This window comes from Brenneria goodwinii (assembly GCF_002291445.1).
In the GTDB taxonomy this organism is placed as follows: Bacteria; Pseudomonadota; Gammaproteobacteria; order Enterobacterales; family Enterobacteriaceae; genus Brenneria; species Brenneria goodwinii.
This window is the reverse complement of the sequence record NZ_CP014137.1, coordinates 304390-324476: the sequence shown is the minus strand read 5'-3', so window position 1 is coordinate 324476 and position 20087 is coordinate 304390. Positions and strand designations below refer to the sequence as shown.

Genomic DNA, 20087 nt, shown 5'->3' with positions numbered 1-20087 from the left:
TGGACACTGCACATTACCTACATCAGGCTTTTGGTAAGGAGGTGATCCAACCGCAGGTTCCCCTACGGTTACCTTGTTACGACTTCACCCCAGTCATGAATCACAAAGTGGTAAGCGCCCTCCCTAAGGTTAAGCTACCTACTTCTTTTGCAACCCACTCCCATGGTGTGACGGGCGGTGTGTACAAGGCCCGGGAACGTATTCACCGTAGCATTCTGATCTACGATTACTAGCGATTCCGACTTCATGGAGTCGAGTTGCAGACTCCAATCCGGACTACGACGCACTTTATGAGGTCCGCTTACTCTCGCGAGGTCGCTTCTCTTTGTATGCGCCATTGTAGCACGTGTGTAGCCCTACTCGTAAGGGCCATGATGACTTGACGTCATCCCCACCTTCCTCCGGTTTATCACCGGCAGTCTCCTTTGAGTTCCCGACCGAATCGCTGGCAACAAAGGATAAGGGTTGCGCTCGTTGCGGGACTTAACCCAACATTTCACAACACGAGCTGACGACAGCCATGCAGCACCTGTCTCAGAGCTCCCGAAGGCACATTCGCATCTCTGCAAACTTCTCTGGATGTCAAGAGTAGGTAAGGTTCTTCGCGTTGCATCGAATTAAACCACATGCTCCACCGCTTGTGCGGGCCCCCGTCAATTCATTTGAGTTTTAACCTTGCGGCCGTACTCCCCAGGCGGTCGACTTAACGCGTTAGCTCCGGAAGCCACGGTTCAAGACCACAGCCTCCAAGTCGACATCGTTTACGGCGTGGACTACCAGGGTATCTAATCCTGTTTGCTCCCCACGCTTTCGCACCTGAGCGTCAGTCTTCGTCCAGGGGGCCGCCTTCGCCACCGGTATTCCTCCAGATCTCTACGCATTTCACCGCTACACCTGGAATTCTACCCCCCTCTACGAGACTCTAGCCTGCCAGTCTTGAATGCAGTTCCCAGGTTAAGCCCGGGGATTTCACATCCAACTTAACAGACCGCCTGCGTGCGCTTTACGCCCAGTCATTCCGATTAACGCTTGCACCCTCCGTATTACCGCGGCTGCTGGCACGGAGTTAGCCGGTGCTTCTTCTGCGGGTAACGTCAATGAATAAGGTTATTAACCCTATCCCCTTCCTCCCCGCTGAAAGTACTTTACAACCCGAAGGCCTTCTTCATACACGCGGCATGGCTGCATCAGGGTTTCCCCCATTGTGCAATATTCCCCACTGCTGCCTCCCGTAGGAGTCTGGACCGTGTCTCAGTTCCAGTGTGGCTGGTCATCCTCTCAGACCAGCTAGGGATCGTCGCCTAGGTGGGCCCTTACCCCGCCTACTAGCTAATCCCATCTGGGTTCATCCGATGGTGTGAGGCCCTAAGGTCCCCCACTTTGGTCTTGCGACGTTATGCGGTATTAGCTACCGTTTCCAGTAGTTATCCCCCTCCATCAGGCAGATCCCCAGACTTTACTCACCCGTCCGCCGCTCGCCGGCAAAGAAGCAAGCTTCTTCCCGCTGCCGCTCGACTTGCATGTGTTAGGCCTGCCGCCAGCGTTCAATCTGAGCCATGATCAAACTCTTCAATTTAAGATTTGTTTGATTCGCTAAGTTAATAGCTGTGCTCAAAGAATTAGTAACTGTTTATTCGTAATGAATTTACTGTCAGTCACTCTTCAAGACTTTTTTATATCGTTGCCGATACGGTCTTGTGAGTGCCCACACAGATTGTCTGATTAAATTGTTAAAGAGCAGTGCCACATTAACCTGTGGCGCGGGCGGCATATACTATGCTTTTCCGCTGGAAAGTCAAGTAATTATTGCCTGACTTCCGACTCGCCGCACAACCGCGCAAGCGCTGTTGCCGGGTCAGTGGGAGCGCATTATAGGGACTTCTCGGCGGCTGACAAGCGCTAAATGCAAAAAAATCATCAAGCGCTCAAAAATGAGTCAGAAGACTGCTTTCAGCCAATATTTTGTGCAGAAAACGAGAGTTATTACACCAGTACAAAAGAAAACGGGAGAAATAGATTATTTCCCCCGTTTTTGCCCACATTAAGTTAAAAAGAAAAGATTATTGGCGAGCGACGATATTCTCTCCATCAACATCCAGCGTAACCGGTTTACCGGGTATCAACTTGCCGGACAGAATCTGCTGAGCCAACGGGTTTTCGATCAGTTGCTGTATCGCCCTTTTAAGCGGACGCGCGCCATAGACCGGATCAAAACCGATTTCTCCCAAGCGTTCCAGCGCCGCGTCTGTTATGGTCACATGGTAACCGCGCTCTTCAAGACGTTTATACAAACGCTGTAGCTGAATCTTGGCGATAGAGCTGATATGTTTCCGCCCCAGAGGATGGAATACCACCACTTCATCTATACGGTTGATAAACTCAGGACGGAAGCTATGACTAACCACCTCAAGCACCATACCGCGCATCTCTGCATAGCTCCGTTCGCCAAAGCGTTCCTGAATCAGATCGGAACCAAGGTTTGACGTCATAATCACCACCGTGTTGCGGAAGTCGACTGTACGCCCCTGGCCGTCGGTCAGACGCCCGTCATCCAAGACCTGCAGCAGAATATTGAACACATCTGGATGCGCCTTCTCGATTTCATCCAGCAGAATCACCGAGTAAGGACGGCGACGGACGGCTTCAGTCAAGTAGCCGCCTTCTTCATAACCCACATATCCCGGAGGCGCCCCGACCAAACGCGACACCGAGTGTTTTTCCATAAACTCAGACATGTCGATACGAACCATCGCATCGTCACTGTCGAACAGGAAAGAGGCCAACGTTTTACACAGTTCTGTTTTACCTACCCCAGTCGGCCCAAGAAACAGGAAAGAACCAATTGGACGATTGGGATCGGACAAACCGGCACGACTGCGTCGGATGGAGTTCGACACCGCTTCGACAGCTTCATCCTGTCCTATTACGCGCTGGTGCAGCGCCTCTTCCATTCTTAGCAATTTTTCACGTTCACTTTCCAACATTCTGGACACAGGAATACCGGTCCAGCGGGCAAGCACTTCGGCTATTTCAGTATCCGTAACGCGGTTACGTAACAGATGCATGGTTTTACCTTCAAGCTGCGTTGCCGCCGCCAGCTGTTTTTCCAGTTCAGGAATTTTGCCGTATTGGATTTCGGACATCTGCCCCAGGTCACCTTGGCGACGGGCCTGTTCCAGCGATATTTTCGCCTGTTCCAAAGCCGCCTTAATATTCTGAGTCCCGGTAAGTGAGGCTTTTTCCGCTTTCCACTCCTCTTCCAGCTTGGAGTACTCACGTTCTTTTTCTTCAAGCTCGGTATTTAACAACTCTAAACGTTTCTGGCTGGCTTCATCCGACTCTTTTTTCAGCGCCTGCTGTTCCAGCTTTAGCTGAATGATACGGCGATCCAGACGATCCAGCGGTTCTGGCTTTGAGTCAATCTGAATACGGATGCTGGAAGCCGCCTCATCAATCAGGTCGATCGCCTTGTCTGGCAGCTTACGATCTGCAATATAGCGATGAGACAGTGTCGCCGCGGCTACAATTGCCGGATCGGTAATCTGCACATGGTGGTGCAGTTCATAACGTTCTTTAAGACCACGTAAAATGGCGATGGTATCTTCTACCGTTGGCTCAGCAACGAACACTTTCTGGAAACGACGCTCCAGCGCCGCGTCTTTTTCGACATACTGGCGATATTCATCCAGCGTCGTGGCGCCGACGCAATGCAACTCACCCCGAGCCAAGGCTGGTTTCAGCATGTTTCCGGCATCCATGGCGCCGTCGGCTTTACCCGCCCCTACCATTGTGTGGAGCTCATCAATAAACAGGATGACGCTCCCTTCCTGTTTGGATAAGTCGGTAAGCACGCCTTTTAACCGCTCTTCAAATTCCCCACGATATTTAGCGCCGGCGACCAGTGACCCCATATCCAGCGAGAGAACACGTTTGTTCTTTAAACCTTCCGGCACTTCGCCATTAACGATACGCAACGCCAAGCCTTCAACAATGGCTGTTTTACCCACGCCAGGCTCACCGATTAATACCGGGTTATTTTTCGTCCGGCGTTGTAACACCTGAATGGTACGGCGAATTTCTTCATCACGGCCAATCACCGGATCCAGCTTGCCTTGTTCCGCACGCTCGGTCAGGTCGATAGTATATTTTTTTAATGCTTGCCGTTGGTCCTCGGCGCCTTGATCATTCACTTGTTCGCCTCCTCTTATTTGATCAATTGCCTTGGTAACGCTTTCCTGTGTCGCCCCCGTATTTTTAATCATGTCACTAAGCGTACTGTGCGAATCCAGCACGGCCAGCACAAAAAGCTCAGAGGAAATAAAGGTATCACCGCGCTTCTGCGCCAGTTTGTCACACACATTCAAGGTACGAACCAATTCGCTGGATGGCTGAACATCGCCCCCAGTGCCTTCCACCTGAGGCAAGCGTGCTATCGCATGATCGATCTCGGTTTTCAAGTGAGGAACATTGGCGCCGGCCGCAGTCAGAAGCGGGCCGACTGTACCACCTTCCTGATTAAGCAGAGCGCTCATCATGTGAAGGGGTTCGATAAATTGGTGATCTCTCCCGAGGGCTAAAGATTGGGCATCGGCGAGGGCTAGTTGAAACTTGTTGGTAAGACGATCCAGACGCATAACACCTCCCATGGAACTGGACAAAACTGCTACTGGAGATCAGATGAGGTCATCCCTCAAAATTTCAAGGTTATTTTGCCAATAGCTATGGGAATAAAATGTTATTTGCCGTGGATCGTCTTAATTCAATAGGTTATATCAGCCAGACTAAACTTGCCATACGGCCCGTCACACCATCACGCCGATAAGAGAAAAATCTCCGCGGATCGCTGACGGTACACAGCTCTCCACCGAAGACCTGCGTTACTCCGCCAGCACGTAAACGTAAGCGGGCCAGCTGATATATATCGGCAAGAAATTTATCTCCATTAGCCCTAAATGCGGATATCGCCATGGCGTCATGTTGGATAAATGCTTCCCGGACTTCCGGCCCGACTTCAAACTTTTCGGGACCGATGGCAGGACCAAGCCATGCCATAATCTGAGACGGTCTGGCGCGAAAACAGGACAATGTCTCTTCCAGTACGCCGGCGCACAACCCGCGCCAACCGGCATGAGCCGCAGCGACTTCATCACCCGCAGCGGAACAAAACAGTACCGGTAAACAATCGGCGGTCATCACCGCACAAACCTGCCCTTTTTGATCGGTGTAAACCGCATCACCGCAAACGGCGGGCTGCTGCATACTGTCGATACGAATCGCATGCGTACCGTGAACCTGTTCCAGCCAGTGCGGCATCGAGGGTAATCCGGCCTTATCCGACAGGATCTGACGGTTTATCCTCACTTTTTCTGCATCATCGCCGACATGGTTTCCAAGATTAAGCGCATCGTACGGCGGCAAACTGACGCCGCCGTTACGCGTTGTGCTACATGCCCGGATGCTCTCCGGGGCAGGCCAGTCAGGATGTATTAGCATTATTTAATCACCAATTGAGTTGATCTTCGAACGCTTCGGTATCCGCTTTTAATGCATTAATGAGATCGACCATGTCCTGTGGCAAAGGCGCATGCCATTCCATTTGTATCCCACTGATAGGATGATATAAGCGTAGCATCGTGGCATGCAACGCCTGCCGATCAAAACCACGCAGCACCGTAATAAATTCCTCTGAAGCGCCCTTGGGCGGCCGCGGACGTCCACCATATAAAGGATCCCCCACCAAAGGATGACTAATGTGCGACATATGCACACGAATCTGGTGGGTGCGCCCCGTTTCCAGCCGCAGACGTAACCGCGTATGCGCGCGGAAATGTTCCATGATTCGATAATGGGTGACCGCCGGTTTCCCCATAGGATGAACCGCCATATGCGTGCGTTTTGTTGCATGGCGGGCGATGGGTTCCTCCACCGTTCCCCCCGCGGTCATGGTGCCAATGGCAACGGCCTCATATTCACGCGTAATTTCACGCGCCTGTAATGATTCAACCAGTCTGGTCTGGGCGGGGACGGTTTTCGCCACCACCATTAGTCCCGTGGTGTCTTTATCCAAACGATGAACAATACCCGCCCGCGGAACATCCACTATCTCAGGATAGTAATGCAATAGCGCATTGAGCACCGTGCCGTCAGGATTGCCAGCGCCAGGATGAACGACCAAATCTCTGGGTTTATTAATGACCAGGATATCCTGATCTTCATACACGATATCCAGCGCGATATCCTGCGCTTCCCAACGTGCTTCTTCTTCAATGATTGCATCAATATCAACCAATTCGCCACCCAGTACTTTCTCTTTTGGCTTATTGATTACATTACCGTTAATCTGTACCCGGTTATCAAGAATCCACTCTTTTATACGAGATCGTGAATAATCAGGGAACAATTCGGCCAAAGCCTGATCTAAACGTTGTCCGAGTTGGGATTCGGCCACCGTTGCGGTGAGTTGTACTTGTTGTGCCATAGTTGCAGCTTCTTCGTTAACGTTGGGTTTTCACGGCGATGCCGTTTAAAATAATGTACTATTGTAGCTGGTCTAAATCGGGAGCTTAACGGACAGTTTCCCGGAATAACACTCTGAGGATAATCAAAACGTCATGACGCGTATGAAATATCTGGTGGCTGCCGCCACGTTGAGCCTGGCGCTGGTTGGTTGCTCCAACGGTTCCAAAGATGCGGTTCCTGACAGTCCGCCATCTGTACTCTATGCCAATGCGCAACAAAAATTGCAGGACGGTAACTTTAGAGCAGCCATCACGCAGTTGGAAGCACTGGACAACCGGTATCCATTTGGTCCTTATTCTCAGCAGGTGCAGTTGGATTTAATTTACGCCTACTATAAATCTGCTGAGCTACCTTTGGCCCAGGCCTCTATCGATCGTTTTCTGCGATTAAACCCCACGCATCCAAATATTGATTATGTCTTGTACATGCGCGGATTGACAGATATGGCTCTCGATGACAGCGCATTGCAGGGATTCTTTGGCGTTGATCGTTCCGATCGCGATCCCCAGTATGCCCGCACGGCCTTCCGAGACTTTAGCCGTCTAATTCAGGGCTATCCAAACAGCCAGTATGCGACCGACGCCAATAAGCGTCTGGTCTATCTGAAAGAACGTTTGGCTAAATATGAACTTTCTGTCGCGCAATACTACACGAAACGTGGCGCTTATGTGGCAGTAGTTAATCGGGTGGAGCAAATGCTACGCGATTATCCAGATACTCACGCAACGAAAGACGCGTTACCGCTGATGGAAAATGCTTACCGCGAGCTTCAGTTAGCCGCACAGGCGGATAAAGTCGCGAAAATCATTGCGGCAAATCCGGCTTAAGATAACTGAACAAAAAACAATCCAACGGCAGCTTAGGTTGCCGTTTTTTATGTCTGTTTTTTGCCTACGGCAAAAGGGAAAGATAGAAACCAGGCGGGGTGCGGATAGGTCATCCGCTCAATAATGACATAGCTCATCCCCCCTCTCAAGCACTTCCCATCAACTCCCGATCTCGCCTCACAAATCATGTTTTTTTGCCCAAAAGTGACAAAAAAAAGTGATCATAATCACGCATTTTATCCTCACCCGCGTTATGCTGAATTTATCCAAGACGGACAAAGACAGAGAGGTAAGTTATATGACTATCAATATTACCAGCAAGCAAATGGATATTACCCCCGCAATACGCCAGCATGTCGAAGACCGTCTCTCCAAACTGGATAAGTGGCAAGCCCATCTGATTAACCCGCATATCATTCTGTCAAAAGAACCACAGGGTTTCGTTGCCGACGCAACAATCAGTACGCCAAATGGACCTCTGGTAGCCAGTGCCAAGCATGAAGATATGTACGCCGCCATCAATGAACTCATTGCTAAACTTGAGCGTCAGCTAAACAAGGTTCAACATAAAGGCGAAGCGCGTCGTGCCGCTACCTGCGTCAAAGATGCCAACCTTCAAGTTCCGCAAGAAGAGTAATCGCCATCATTCCAGCTATCTAACGCGCCTGTTGGCGCGTTTTTGTATGGCGGGCGTCCTTGTCCGCCCCGCTAAAGCGCTAACGCCACGCGTTGTTCAAAATTTGCTTGCGGCGATTTTGTATTGACAGGATGAAAAGCCAACAGTTACCTTACACACTATTGTGTTTCTTATTCATGCTTTCATACTGGGTCAACATGACTAACTCATCGTTTTTCTTCGTATTCTTTTTCACCTTCCCCTGAACTTGGGAGGCGATTCGTCGTAAGAGCAAGAATACGAAGACGAACAAAAAAGCCTCCTGAAAACAGGAGGCTTTTTTTATGGTAGGCTCCCTGTCCGCCCCCTTTCGGGCCGTCGCTGGCGATTTTTTATCAGGACAGCAAACAGGTAACACAAACAGGTAACAATATAATGACCGATAACCCACTACTGGTTCTACGTGAACGCATCAGTGAACTGGATTTAAAACTACTGGGATTACTAGCAGAAAGACGGGAACTGGCGCTTGAGGTTGCACGCAGCAAGCTACTTTCTCATCGCCCTATCCGCGATAAAGAACGCGAGCGTGATTTACTGGATAAGCTCACTGCTGCTGGGAAAAAATATCACCTTGATGGTCACTACATTACCCGTTTATTCCAGATCATTATTGAAGACTCGGTGCTGACACAGCAGGCGTTATTGCAACATCATCTCAATCAAACAACCGCTCACTCGGCGCGTATCGCCTTTCTTGGCCCCAAGGGATCCTATTCACACCTGGCGGCCCGCCAGTATGCAGCGCGACATTTCGAGCAACTCATCGAGTGCGGTTGCCAGAAATTCCAGGACATTTTCAATATGGTGGAGACGGGTCAAGCTGATTACGCCGTGCTGCCGATTGAAAACACCAGTTCAGGTTCAATTAACGATGTCTATGACCTGTTACAACACACCGGGTTATCGATCGTCGGTGAACTGTCGAATCCGATTAATCACTGTGTTTTAGTCGCTACCGATACGGATCTCGATCAGATAGAGACGGTCTATAGTCATCCGCAACCGTTCCAGCAGTGTAGTCATTTCATCAACCGTTTTCCTAACTGGAAAATTGAATACTGCGAAAGTACCGCTGCGGCAATGGAAAAAGTGGCGGCGCTCAACTCTCCCAAAGCCGCCGCATTAGGCAGTGAAGCAGGCGGTATGCTGTACCAGTTAAAGGTTCTGGAACATAACCTGGCCAACCAGTCGCAAAACATCACCCGGTTTATTATTCTGGCCCGTAAGCCCATTGAGGTTTCAGAACAGGTTCCAGCCAAGACCACGCTGATCATGGCGACAGGACAACAGTCCGGCGCACTGGTTGAAGCGCTGCTGGTGCTGCGCGATCACGGCATCATTATGACCAAACTGGAGTCCCGGCCGATTAACGGAAATCCCTGGGAGGAAATGTTCTATATTGATGTACAGGCGAACCTGCGCAGCGAGGCGATGCAGAAAGCGCTGCAGGGATTGACGTCGATTACGCGCTCACTCAAAGTTTTAGGCTGCTACCCCAGTGAAAACGTTGTTCCCGTGGACGTAACCGAATGAAGGAAGCCATCGCGGTAAACCGCCGCGATGGCAAGACTTGAGGATTAATACGGTGGTTATTGGCGGATATCATTGGCCTGCCGTAATAACGTTCGGCTTTCCGCCTGAAATCGTCCCGCATAGTCGCCAAACCAGTGCTCCACTTTTTTGAAGCTATTGATAAATTGCGCTTTATCTCCCTGCTCCAGCAACGCAATAGCTTCACCAAAGCGTTTATAATAACGCTTAATTAATGCCAGATTATTTTCGGAAGACATGATGATATCAGCATATAGCTGCGGATCCTGAGCGAACAACCGCCCCACCATGATCAACTCCAGGCGATAAATAGGCGATGACAGCGCGAGTAATTGCTCTATTTGTACGTTCTCTTCCGCCAAATGCAAACCATAAGCAAAGGTAGCGAAATGCCGCAAGGCCTGAATGAACATCATATTTTGGTCATGCTCTACCGCACTAATACGATGTAAACGAGCGCCCCAAACCTGTATTTGCTCCAGCAGCCATTGATAAGATTCCGGCTGACGCCCATCACAATAGACGACTACCTGTTTAGCCAGGCTGCCGCTGTCCGGCCCGAACATAGGATGCAACCCCAGTACAGGCCCGTTGTGTGCCGCCAGCATCGCTTGTAAAGGACCATTCTTTACCGAGGCCAAATCAACCAGAATACAATCATCCGGCAGTTTAGGCAGACGGGCGATGACCTGCTCTGTCAGATGAATAGGCACGCTGACGATAACCATACCGGCATCCGACAGCAGGGTTTCAGCTTTCGGCCAGTCCTCTTGTTCCAGGATCCTGACCTGATAGCCTGACAACGTCAGCATTTTTTCAAACAGCACCCCCATTTGCCCGCGACCGCCCACGATAACCACCGGGCGAAGTTGCGGGCACAGGGTTTTAAATCCTTTGTCGTTTTCGCTGGAATATGACTCGCGCATAACACGGCGCAAGATATCTTCAATCAGGTCGGGCGGCACCCCCAACTGAGAAGCCTCTTTACGGCGCAAACTGAGCATTGTCGCTTCACGATCTGGCGCATAGATAGGCAAGCCGTAACGGCTTTTCACCTCACCTACTTCAGCCACTAAACGCAACCGGCGTGATAATAGTGTTAACAGCTCTTTGTCTACCTCATCTATCTGATCACGCAATGCGGTCAGTTCAGCTACCATTACTGTTACTCTCCTGAATGTTTTACCCGTTCTGCGCCAATCTCCTGATGTACGGAACGCAGCAACGTTTCTGTATTTTCCCAACTAATGCAGGCATCGGTTACCGATACGCCATAGCGCATTTCTGAACGAGGCTGTTCTGAAGACTGGCTGCCTTCGTGAAGATGACTCTCCAGCATCAGACCAATGATAGATTGGTTGCCTGCCTTAATTTGCTCAATTGCCGACTCAACCACGATAGGCTGCCGACGGTAATCTTTGTTTGAGTTACCATGGCTACAATCTATCATCAGGGACGGTTTCAGTCCCGCATCAAGCATCTGTTTTTCACATTCTGCAACATCTTGCGCGCTGTAGTTCGGTTTTTTGCCGCCGCGTAAAATAACATGCCCATCCACATTTCCCTGTGTGTGCAACAGGCAAACCTGTCCGGATTGGTTGATCCCCATAAACCGGTGCGGCATGGCCGCCGCTCTCATCGCATTGATCGCCGTACCAAGACTGCCATCGGTTCCATTTTTAAAACCTACCGGCATTGACAGACCTGACGCCATTTCACGGTGTGTTTGTGACTCGGTGGTACGAGCGCCAATCGCAGACCAACTGAACAGGTCCCCTAGATACTGCGGGTTATTCGGATCCAGCGCTTCGGTTGCCAGCGGCAATCCCATATTGACCAGCTTGAGCAGTAGTTCGCGAGCGATGTGCAACCCCGCCTCCACGTCGCATGAACCATCCATATGGGGATCGTTGATTAATCCTTTCCAACCGACAGTGGTACGGGGTTTCTCGAAATATACCCGCATGACGATGTACAAGCGGTCGCCCAACTCCGCAGAGAGGGATTGCAGGCGACGACCATACTCCAGCGCGGCATCGGTATCGTGAATTGAACAGGGTCCGCACACAATCAGCAAACGCCGATCGCGCCCATGAATAATATCGGCAATAGTTTCACGGGCGCGGGCGATGGCCTTCTGCTCTTCGTCACTCAGTGGAAATTTCGCCTTTAACTCATCCGGAGTGATAAGTATTTGTTCTTCAACAATATTAATGTTGTTAAGCGAATCTTTTTGCATGTTCATATATTCCTGGTAAGTCCTGTATGGCGTAATCGATAAATGCGACTATGCATTATGCTTATACCATAACACGAACCGTAAATTTATCAATCCATATCCGTAAACTAAAATTACCACCCATGAATATTACTGTGAAATGCCCCGACTCTGATACCCCGTTCTGCTTTTCATCATTCCAATCCCTGGCATGAATAGTGGTAGAATCAGCGGAACATAAGGGGGGACAATGTTGAAAGTCATCATTATTGACGACGAATTACCCGCTCGCGAAGAGCTGGCTTTATTGCTGGAAAATGAACCGGACATAACGATCATCGCCCAATGCAGTAATGCGCTGGAGGCGATACCGGCAATTCATCGCTTACAGCCTGACGTTATTTTTCTGGATATACAGATGCCAAAAGTCAGTGGTTTGGAATTAGCGGCGATGCTGGATCCGGAAAACATGCCTTACGTCGTGTTCGTAACCGCCTATGATGAATATGCCGTACGCGCGTTCGAAGAACATGCTTTTGACTATCTGCTAAAACCACTGGACTCACAGCGGCTCAGCAAAACGCTAAATCGATTACGGCGCGGTACAAGTGTAAACAAAAACGTACAGCTAATTACCGAGCCCTATCTTCGCCATATTCCGTGCAACGGACATAACCGCATTTTTTTACTTAAGGTCGATGAGGTTGAATATCTCAGTTCTGAACTTAGCGGAGTGCATGTTGTTGGTGTAAACGAGTCGGGTTATACCCAGCTCTCGCTAAAAACGTTGGAAGAAAAAACCCCCTTTGTGCGTTGCCACAGGAAATATATGGTCAATACGGATCTACTGAAAGAGATTCAACTGATGGAAAACGGTGCGGCAGAAGTGCTCACCAACACGGGCAAACATATTCCGGTAAGTCGTCGTTATCTGAAATTGTTAAAAGAAAAACTAGGCATCGCATAAAAATAGTGTGATTTTTATGGACATGCCCACACTGATGACAGGTTCGGTTATGAAATACAGTTATATTCTGGCTGTAATTCTTTTTATCACCGGGTGCCAAAACAACGCCTCTGCGCCAACGGTTAATGGAGAAAAAAACTTCTGGTACGATGCGGGTTACAAAGACGCCGTATCCGGCATGGTGGTCAAAGATAATAGTACGCTGGCGGAGTGGTTCGGCGATCCCCAGGTAGATCGTGAGTCCTATTTATTCGGATACAACGCAGGGCAGGCGGCCTTTTGCCAAACCGAGAATATGCATGAGTGGGGAAAAGCCGGCAAAAATTTCCCCGCCAGTTGTGATGGCGTCGCCAATGCCGAACAATTACGCGCACTGTGGCAACAAGGCATAAATTAACGGATAGGAAGGCGGCAGAGTGGCGATGAAAAAAGGGTTTAGCCGATGGCTAAACCCCTGATAACTAATTACTTTCGGATGTTGCGAAAGCGCGCTATTAGTTAAGACGCTCTTTAATACGGGCAGACTTACCAGTGCGTTCACGCAGGTAGTACAATTTGGCTTTACGTACGGCACCACGACGTTTAACAGTAATGCTATCCACTACTGGAGAATGTGTTTGGAAAACACGTTCTACACCTTCGCCGTTAGAAATCTTACGAACAGTGAATGCAGAATGCAGACCGCGGTTACGAATAGCGATAACCACGCCCTCGAATGCCTGCAGACGTTTTTTGCTACCTTCAACAACCCATACCTTCACTTCTACGGTATCACCCGGACGAAATGCAGGTACGTCCTGCTTCATCTGTTCTTGTTCAATTTGCTTAATAATGTTGCTCATAATATGTCTCTTACCCTAGGTAAACTGATATTTGGGTTCGTCACGTCAGGTCATGCCTGGACGACCACCTAATACTGTTGTTGCCCGGACTGATATTCCTGTTGAAATTCAGCCAGCAACTTTGCTTGCTCGTCAGTCAGAGCTAGGCTTTTCAGAAGTTCAGGTCTTCTAAGCCAGGTTCGGCCCAGCGACTGCTTCAAACGCCAACGACGTATTTCAGCATGGTTGCCTGACAGTAAAACTGGCGGAACATCCATACCTGCCAACACTTCAGGACGAGTGAAATGGGGGCAATCCAACAATCCATCAGCGAAAGAATCCTCTTCTGCCGAATCCTGATGACCCAGAACCCCCGGTATAAACCGGGACACAGAATCAATCAGGGTCATTGCCGGTAATTCCCCACCGCTGAGAACGTAATCGCCTATTGACCATTCTTCATCAATTTCGGTTTTAATTACGCGCTCATCAATTCCCTCGTACCGACCACAAACCAGAATCATTTTCTGGTTTGCCGCGAGTTGACGCACGCCTTGCTGATCTAATTTACGACCCTGAGGTGATAAATAGATCACTTTAGCACCTTCGCCTGCCGCTACTTTTGCTGCCTGAATCGCATCCCGCAAGGGTTGCACCATCATCAGCATTCCGGGACCGCCGCCATAAGGGCGATCGTCCACGGTACGATGCCGATCGTAAGTGAAGTCTCTCGGACTCCAATACTGTACGCTCAGCAGGCCATTTTTAACTGCCCGGCCAGTGACTCCGTAATCAGTAATTGCGCGGAACATCTCTGGAAACAGGCTAATAACCCCAATCCACATAGTCTCGTTCCACTTAATACTGCCGGTCAATTCAGAGTTCAAAAACCAGGATCCCAATCTACTTCAATAGTTTGAGCAGAAAGGTCAACACGCTTAATAACCTGTTCAGTGAGGAACGGAATCAGCCGCTCCTTGACCCCAAAGGCATCTTTCAGGTTAGCTCTTACCACCATCACATCGTTTGAACCGGTTTCCATCATATCAATGACTTTCCCCAGTTGATAACCTGCTACGGTTACGACCTGACAGCCAATAAGATCCTTCCAGTAATAATCACCTTCATCCAGATCGGGCAACTGCGACGAATCGACGATAATTTCGCAATTAGTCAGTAAGTTTGCCGCTTCACGATCGTCAACACCCTTAATCTTGATGATTAGATCCTGATTATGGTGTTTCCAGCTTTCAATTTCGACAAGCTGACAACCGCTTTTTGTCTGGATGAACCAAGGTTGATAATCAAAAATGCTTTCAGCATCTTCGGTGGATGAAAACACTCTGAGCCAACCTCGGATGCCATAAGTCGACCCCATTTTACCCAATACGATGGGATTAACGGGATCTGTCGGGCTGAGTTGCTTGCTCATTGCCACCACCGCAACAGATTACGCTGCTTTTTTTGCGTCTTTGATCAGCGAAGTTACGCGATCAGAAACCGTTGCACCCAGACCAACCCAATGTTCGATTCGATCCAGATCTAAACGCAGAGCTTCTGCCTGACCGGTTGCGATCGGGTTGAAGAAGCCTACGCGCTCAATGAAGCGACCATCGCGCGCATTGCGGCTATCGGTCACGACAACTTGATAAAACGGGCGTTTTTTCGCGCCGCCACGTGCCAAACGAATTGTTACCATAACATCCTCTTTAGTTAATAAAACAACCGGGCCCCATCGAGGAACGGGGCCCAGTGTCATATAAAAAGCCCCAAGATCTTACTCATTTTGGCGCAAAAAGCAATCTAAAGCGTATAAACTTGAGATGCTTTGTCTATTCAACCGATTTCCTGCGATTAACGCCCCGGAAACCCTGGCGGCATCATACCTTTCATACCGCGCATCATTTTCGCCAGGCCGCCATTTTTCATTTTCTTCATCATCCGTTGCATATCATCGAACTGCTTCAGAAGACGATTGACATCCTGCACCTGCATCCCGGAACCCGTCGCGATGCGGCGTTTCCGCGAACCTTTAATAATCTCGGGCTTCGCCCGTTCCTGATGCGTCATGGAATTAATGATCGCTTCCATCCGCACCAGAACCTTGTCATCCATCTGCGACTTCACATTATCGGGCAACTGCCCCATGCCGGGCATTTTGCCCATCAGGCTGGCCATGCCGCCCATATTGCGCATCTGTTTCAGCTGTTCCAGAAAATCGGTCAGATCGAATCCGTCGCCCTTTTTCAGCTTCTTGGCAAGTTTCTCCGCCTGAGTCCGGTCAACCTTACTTTCAATATCCTCGATAAGGGACAAGACATCGCCCATGCCAAGAATACGCGAGGCGACACGCTCTGGATAAAACGGTTCCAGCGCTTCCGTTTTTTCGCCAACGCCGAGGAACTTGATTGGCTTACCGGTGATATGCCGTATAGACAACGCCGCACCGCCGCGAGCATCGCCATCAATTTTGGTGAGGATAACCCCGGTTAGCGGCAATGCTTCATTGAAGGCCTTTGCCGTATTCGCGGCATCCTGCCCGGTCATGGCGTCAACGACAAACAGCGTTTCTACCGGGCGAATCGCCGCGTGAACCTGTTTGATTTCATCCATCATGGCATCATCGACATGGAGACGCCCGGCGGTATCGACTAACAGCACATCATAGAACTTCAGCTTGGCGTGCTGCAGCGCCCGGCTGACGATATCGATCGGTTTTTCCTGCGCATCCGACGGGAAAAAATCGACCCCGACGCTTTGCGCCAGCGTTTCCAACTGCTTGATGGCCGCCGGGCGGTATACGTCGGCAGAAACCACCAGCACTTTTTTCTTTTGTTTTTCTTTGAGAAACTTACCTAATTTACCAACGCTGGTGGTTTTCCCCGCCCCTTGCAGACCCGCCATCAACACCACGGCCGGCGGCTGGGCGGCGAGGTCTAATTCAGCATTAACATCCCCCATCGAACTGACAAGTTCATTCTTAACGATCTTGACGAACTCTTGCCCTGGGGTCAGGCTTTTGTTTACCTCATGACCAACAGCCCGCTCTTTTACCCGGTTAATAAACTCTCGCACCACGGGTAAGGCGACGTCGGCTTCAAGCAACGCCATGCGAACTTCGCGCAGCGTTTCTTTTATATTGTCTTCAGTCAACCGCCCGCGGCCGCTGATATTGCGCAATGTGCGCGATAGTCGATCGGTTAAATTTTCAAACATATCTCATGCTCAATGTAAGACAAGCCGCTACCGCGACGCGAATGAAACGGATTATAACACGAAAGCCGCGGCGATCTCTGCGCCTCGGGTGGAGAACAGTTGGTGCCCATGGCGACTAACGCTATACTGACAGCTCATTTTACTTAGTTGATATTTAATAACCTACTCGTATGTCTGTTTTCGCCATTGTAGCTTTAATCGCCTACACACTCAGCCTTGGACTGATTATCCCCAGTCTGCTGCGCAAGAACAGTGCATATCGTCGGCTGGCAATACTCTCGGCCAGCGTTGCGCTTATCTGCCATGCAGTGGCGCTTTATCAACGCATTTTTGATGTTCAGGCGGGACAAAACCTCAGCCTGTTGAATATCGGCTCCCTTGTTAGCCTCATCATTTGCACAGTAATGACGATTGTCGCCTCACGGGATCGCGGGTGGTTTCTGCTGCCAATTATTTATACATTTGCGCTAATCAATCTGGCGTTTGCCAGCTTTATGCCGGGCGAGTTCATCACCCATCTGGAAACCACGCCGGGGCTATTGTTCCATATCGGTTTGGCGCTATTTTCCTACGCGACGCTAATCATCGCCGCACTTTATGCGCTACAGCTGGCATGGCTGGATTATTTGTTAAAGAATAAAAAGCTGAGCTTCGCCGCCGATATGCCGCCGCTGATGAGCATCGAACGAAAAATGTTCCACATCACGCAGGTCGGCGTGATTCTTCTAACGCTGACGCTGTGTACCGGTTTGTTCTATATGGATGACGTGATCAACAACAAAGAGAATCTGCACAAGGCGCTGTTCTCGTTGTTCGCCTGGTTCATCTATATCCTGCTGTTGTGGGGACACTACCACGAGGGATGGCGCGGACGGAAAGTGGTATGGTTTAGCCTGGTTGGCGCGCTGTTACTGACGCTATCCTACTTCGGCAGCCGGGTAATTCAGCACTTCGTTGCGGCTTGATACAGCTAGCCATCACGCCATAAGAAAAAGAGAGCCGGTTGCGGCTCTCTTTTTTTACTTTTGCCAATCAGATATGTAACTCTGACAGTTTTTCTTTCGGCAACGCCAGTTCATCATTATGGTTGATACCGATGTTGTGAGCCAGAATATGCCGGGCGATATCCTGGGCTTCAGTCAGCGAATGCAATTCATACGATCCGCACTGATATTCGTTAAGCTCAGGGATTTTACGTTGATCGGTCACCTTCAGCACATCTTCCATTGCCGCTTTCCAGGCATTCGCAACGCGCTGCTCGTCAGGCGTGCCAATTAAGCTCATGTAAAAACCGGTACGGCAGCCCATAGGGGAAATATCAACAATCTCTACCCCATCGCCATTCAGATGGTCACGCATAAAACCGGCAAATAAGTGTTCCAACGTATGAATACCACGTTCCGGCATCACTTCGATGTTAGGGCGGCAGAAACGCAGGTCAAATACGGTGATCGTATCGCCATGAGGGGTTTTCATGGTTTTGGCAACCCTGACGGCCGGCGCCGCCATACGGGTGTGATCTACGGTAAAACTATCTAGTAACGGCATAAAGCCACCTCCTCATAGAAAAAATTCATTTTTTCTCATTTACAGGAACTTTTCTGTTTCATGCGAGTCTGATTACTTGAAAGACGCGCATTTATCATCATCCCTATTAGATATGTACATTTGGCCACATTTACATGTGGCCTTTTCTTTATTTATTGGGCGGCCAGATACGCATCAAAACCGATTTTATCGTCCGCTTCGATCTGCCGCTGACGACGCCACGAGCGTTCACTTTCCGCCGTCAGTTGTCCTTCTGTCAATACCTGCAACGGTTCATGGCAGAGCATCTTACGGTATTCTTCCGCCAGATGAAGTCCAACCCCGCGATTACCGCTTTCTTTCATTAAGTTAAGTAACCGGCCGGAGAACGTGCTTTCAGGATCGTCGAAACCGGTAACCAACTCATCACAAACCTGTTGATAATAGGGTTGAGCATTACCGTTATCCAACACCTCCGCCACGCGGCGTAAATCGGTAAATAACGATTTGCCGACAGTGGCGATCGGATGCTGTGCGGTTTCACATCCCATACCGACGGTCTGCCCCGGTTTACGGCCTTCCAGTATCACCCGGTTCCAGTTCTTACGGGTACACAGCAGCTCATCCGCACTCATTTCCGGCGCATCCGCCAACGCACACCAAATCAGGAACAAATCAAGGAAACGCACCTGACTGGCGCTGACCCCGACAGGCGAGAAAGGATTGATATCCAATGAACGCACTTCGATATATTCAATCCCGCCTCGTAGCAAGGCGTCGGAGGGTGACTCTCCAGCCCGGGTAACACGCTTCGGCCTTATTGGCGCATAAAGTTCATTCTCAATCTGCAATACGTTGGTATTCAGTTGCAGATAGCGACCGTCTTTCTTCACCCCAATCCTGGCATACTCTTCGGAAGGGGTTTTTATCGCCCGTTTCAACGCCGCCACGTAGGTGTTCAAATCGTTAAACGTAATACCCAGATTATTTTGCGATTTATTCGTATAACCGAGATCGCTCAGCCGCAGAGATGTTGCATAAGGCAGGTAGCACATCCCTGTATCTGTACGTTCAAATGGCAACGATGTTTCTCTACCTTGCAGGAAGGAAGAACAAATAGCGGGAGACGCGCCAAATAAATACGGAATGATCCAGCCAAAGCGGTAGTAATTTCGGATCAAACGGAAATATCCAGCCGAAATTTCCGCCTTACCGCTTTCAATATCACTGATACCTGCCCTGGCTTGCCAGAATGACAGCGGCAATGAAAAGTTATAGTGCACGCCGGAAATCGTCTGCATCAACGCGCCATAACGATTCTTCAGCCCTTCACGATAAAGGGTTTTAAAACGCCCGATATTGGATGAACCATATTGCGCCAGTTCGATATCCTGCTCATTAGCGATAAAGCACGGCATGCTCAATGGCCACATTCTCTCATCACCGAGATTACGAGCAACATGACGATGAATATCGCGCAAGAACGCCAACAGATGATCGATGTCTTTATCGACCGGCGTAATGAACTCTAACAATGCCTCAGCAAAATCCGTTGTAATCCACGGGTGCGTTAACGCCGCGCCTAATTTCTCTGGATGTCTGGTTGTGGCAAGGTGCCCATCAGCCATAACGCGCAAAGTTTCACGTTCAATTCCACGCTGGATACCCTTCACTGCCTGAGGATTATGCTCCAGCCAGGAAAGCGCCTGTGATATATCCGGGATCAAATCGACCTCCCGATGTTAAATGTAATGTTTGTAAG

18 protein-coding genes, 1 rRNA gene and 1 other annotated feature are annotated in these 20087 nt (G+C 49.7%); of the genes, 6 read left to right on the top strand and 13 right to left on the bottom strand.

From position 1 onward, the window contains the following. Positions 1-34: 34 nt before the first annotated feature. The 4 genes from ACN28R_RS01520 to rluD all read right to left on the bottom strand — a co-directional run bounded on the left by ACN28R_RS01520 (position 35) and on the right by rluD (position 6478). A 16S ribosomal RNA gene (locus tag ACN28R_RS01520) occupies positions 35-1576 on the bottom strand. Between the two features lie 484 nt (positions 1577-2060). Further along, positions 2061-4634: an ATP-dependent chaperone ClpB gene (clpB, locus tag ACN28R_RS01515; RefSeq protein WP_048637775.1), complete on the bottom strand. Its 2574-nt coding sequence runs from the start codon at positions 4632-4634 to the stop codon at positions 2061-2063. A gap of 133 nt (positions 4635-4767) precedes the next feature. Continuing rightward, positions 4768-5493, bottom strand: coding sequence for a purine nucleoside phosphorylase YfiH (yfiH, locus tag ACN28R_RS01510; protein WP_095833378.1), 726 nt, complete (start codon positions 5491-5493; stop codon positions 4768-4770). 7 nt (positions 5494-5500) lie between these two features. Then, complete coding sequence (rluD, locus tag ACN28R_RS01505; protein ID WP_095833377.1) at positions 5501-6478, bottom strand: 23S rRNA pseudouridine(1911/1915/1917) synthase RluD; 978 nt, start codon at positions 6476-6478, stop codon at positions 5501-5503. Positions 6479-6611: 133 nt separating this feature from the next. Here rluD and bamD point away from each other — a divergent pair, with 133 nt between their 5' ends. The 3 genes from bamD (at position 6612) to pheA (ending at position 9558) form a co-directional block, all read left to right on the top strand. Then, the gene (bamD, locus tag ACN28R_RS01500; protein ID WP_095833376.1) at positions 6612-7346 is read left to right on the top strand and encodes an outer membrane protein assembly factor BamD; all 735 of its coding nucleotides are present in this window, start codon (positions 6612-6614) and stop codon (positions 7344-7346) included. Positions 7347-7644: 298 nt separating this feature from the next. After that, a complete protein-coding gene (raiA, locus tag ACN28R_RS01495; RefSeq protein ID WP_048637771.1) occupies positions 7645-7983 on the top strand; it encodes a ribosome-associated translation inhibitor RaiA in 339 nt (112 codons plus the stop codon). 196 nt (positions 7984-8179) lie between these two features. Continuing rightward, positions 8180-8308, top strand: a sequence feature (Phe leader region). A gap of 89 nt (positions 8309-8397) precedes the next feature. Beyond that, positions 8398-9558, top strand: coding sequence for a bifunctional chorismate mutase/prephenate dehydratase (pheA, locus tag ACN28R_RS01490; RefSeq protein ID WP_048637770.1), 1161 nt, complete (start codon positions 8398-8400; stop codon positions 9556-9558). A 56-nt stretch (positions 9559-9614) separates the two neighbouring features. Here pheA and tyrA read toward each other — a convergent pair whose 3' ends face one another. Both tyrA and ACN28R_RS01480 read right to left on the bottom strand, forming a co-directional pair. Then, a complete protein-coding gene (gene tyrA / locus ACN28R_RS01485) occupies positions 9615-10736 on the bottom strand; it encodes a bifunctional chorismate mutase/prephenate dehydrogenase (RefSeq protein WP_095833375.1) in 1122 nt (373 codons plus the stop codon). 5 nt (positions 10737-10741) lie between these two features. Further along, a complete protein-coding gene (locus ACN28R_RS01480) occupies positions 10742-11815 on the bottom strand; it encodes a 3-deoxy-7-phosphoheptulonate synthase (protein ID WP_095833374.1) in 1074 nt (357 codons plus the stop codon). Between the two features lie 229 nt (positions 11816-12044). On the opposite strand from ACN28R_RS01480, the gene btsR reads away from it, so the two are divergent. Further along, positions 12045-12761: a two-component system response regulator BtsR gene (gene btsR, locus ACN28R_RS01475; protein ID WP_095833373.1), complete on the top strand. Its 717-nt coding sequence runs from the start codon at positions 12045-12047 to the stop codon at positions 12759-12761. A gap of 49 nt (positions 12762-12810) precedes the next feature. Then, positions 12811-13158, top strand: a complete 348-nt coding sequence (locus ACN28R_RS01470) for a DUF2799 domain-containing protein (protein ID WP_095833372.1) — start codon at positions 12811-12813, stop codon at positions 13156-13158. A 97-nt stretch (positions 13159-13255) separates the two neighbouring features. Here the strand turns inward: ACN28R_RS01470 and rplS are convergent, their stop codons facing one another. The 5 genes from rplS to ffh form a co-directional block, all read right to left on the bottom strand. Further along, on the bottom strand, positions 13256-13603 hold the full coding sequence (gene rplS, locus ACN28R_RS01465; protein WP_048637765.1) for a 50S ribosomal protein L19: 348 nt from the start codon (positions 13601-13603) through the stop codon (positions 13256-13258). Between the two features lie 68 nt (positions 13604-13671). After that, the gene (gene trmD / locus ACN28R_RS01460; protein ID WP_095833371.1) at positions 13672-14427 is read right to left on the bottom strand and encodes a tRNA (guanosine(37)-N1)-methyltransferase TrmD; all 756 of its coding nucleotides are present in this window, start codon (positions 14425-14427) and stop codon (positions 13672-13674) included. A 38-nt stretch (positions 14428-14465) separates the two neighbouring features. Continuing rightward, positions 14466-15014 (bottom strand): ribosome maturation factor RimM, encoded by a 549-nt coding sequence (gene rimM, locus ACN28R_RS01455; RefSeq protein WP_048637763.1) that lies wholly within the window; start codon positions 15012-15014, stop codon positions 14466-14468. Between the two features lie 18 nt (positions 15015-15032). After that, complete coding sequence (gene rpsP / locus ACN28R_RS01450) at positions 15033-15281, bottom strand: 30S ribosomal protein S16 (RefSeq protein WP_048637762.1); 249 nt, start codon at positions 15279-15281, stop codon at positions 15033-15035. Positions 15282-15436: 155 nt separating this feature from the next. Continuing rightward, entirely contained in the window at positions 15437-16798 is a 1362-nt protein-coding gene (gene ffh / locus ACN28R_RS01445; protein ID WP_048637761.1) for a signal recognition particle protein, read from the bottom strand. Positions 16799-16968: 170 nt separating this feature from the next. Here ffh and ACN28R_RS01440 point away from each other — a divergent pair, with 170 nt between their 5' ends. Continuing rightward, positions 16969-17763, top strand: a complete 795-nt coding sequence (locus ACN28R_RS01440) for a cytochrome C assembly family protein (protein ID WP_048637760.1) — start codon at positions 16969-16971, stop codon at positions 17761-17763. A gap of 67 nt (positions 17764-17830) precedes the next feature. On the opposite strand, the gene luxS is transcribed toward ACN28R_RS01440, so the two are convergent. Beyond that, positions 17831-18346, bottom strand: a complete 516-nt coding sequence (gene luxS, locus ACN28R_RS01435; RefSeq protein WP_048637759.1) for an S-ribosylhomocysteine lyase — start codon at positions 18344-18346, stop codon at positions 17831-17833. A gap of 152 nt (positions 18347-18498) precedes the next feature. Then, positions 18499-20052, bottom strand: coding sequence for a glutamate--cysteine ligase (gshA, locus tag ACN28R_RS01430; protein WP_048637758.1), 1554 nt, complete (start codon positions 20050-20052; stop codon positions 18499-18501). Positions 20053-20087: the final 35 nt, after the last annotated feature.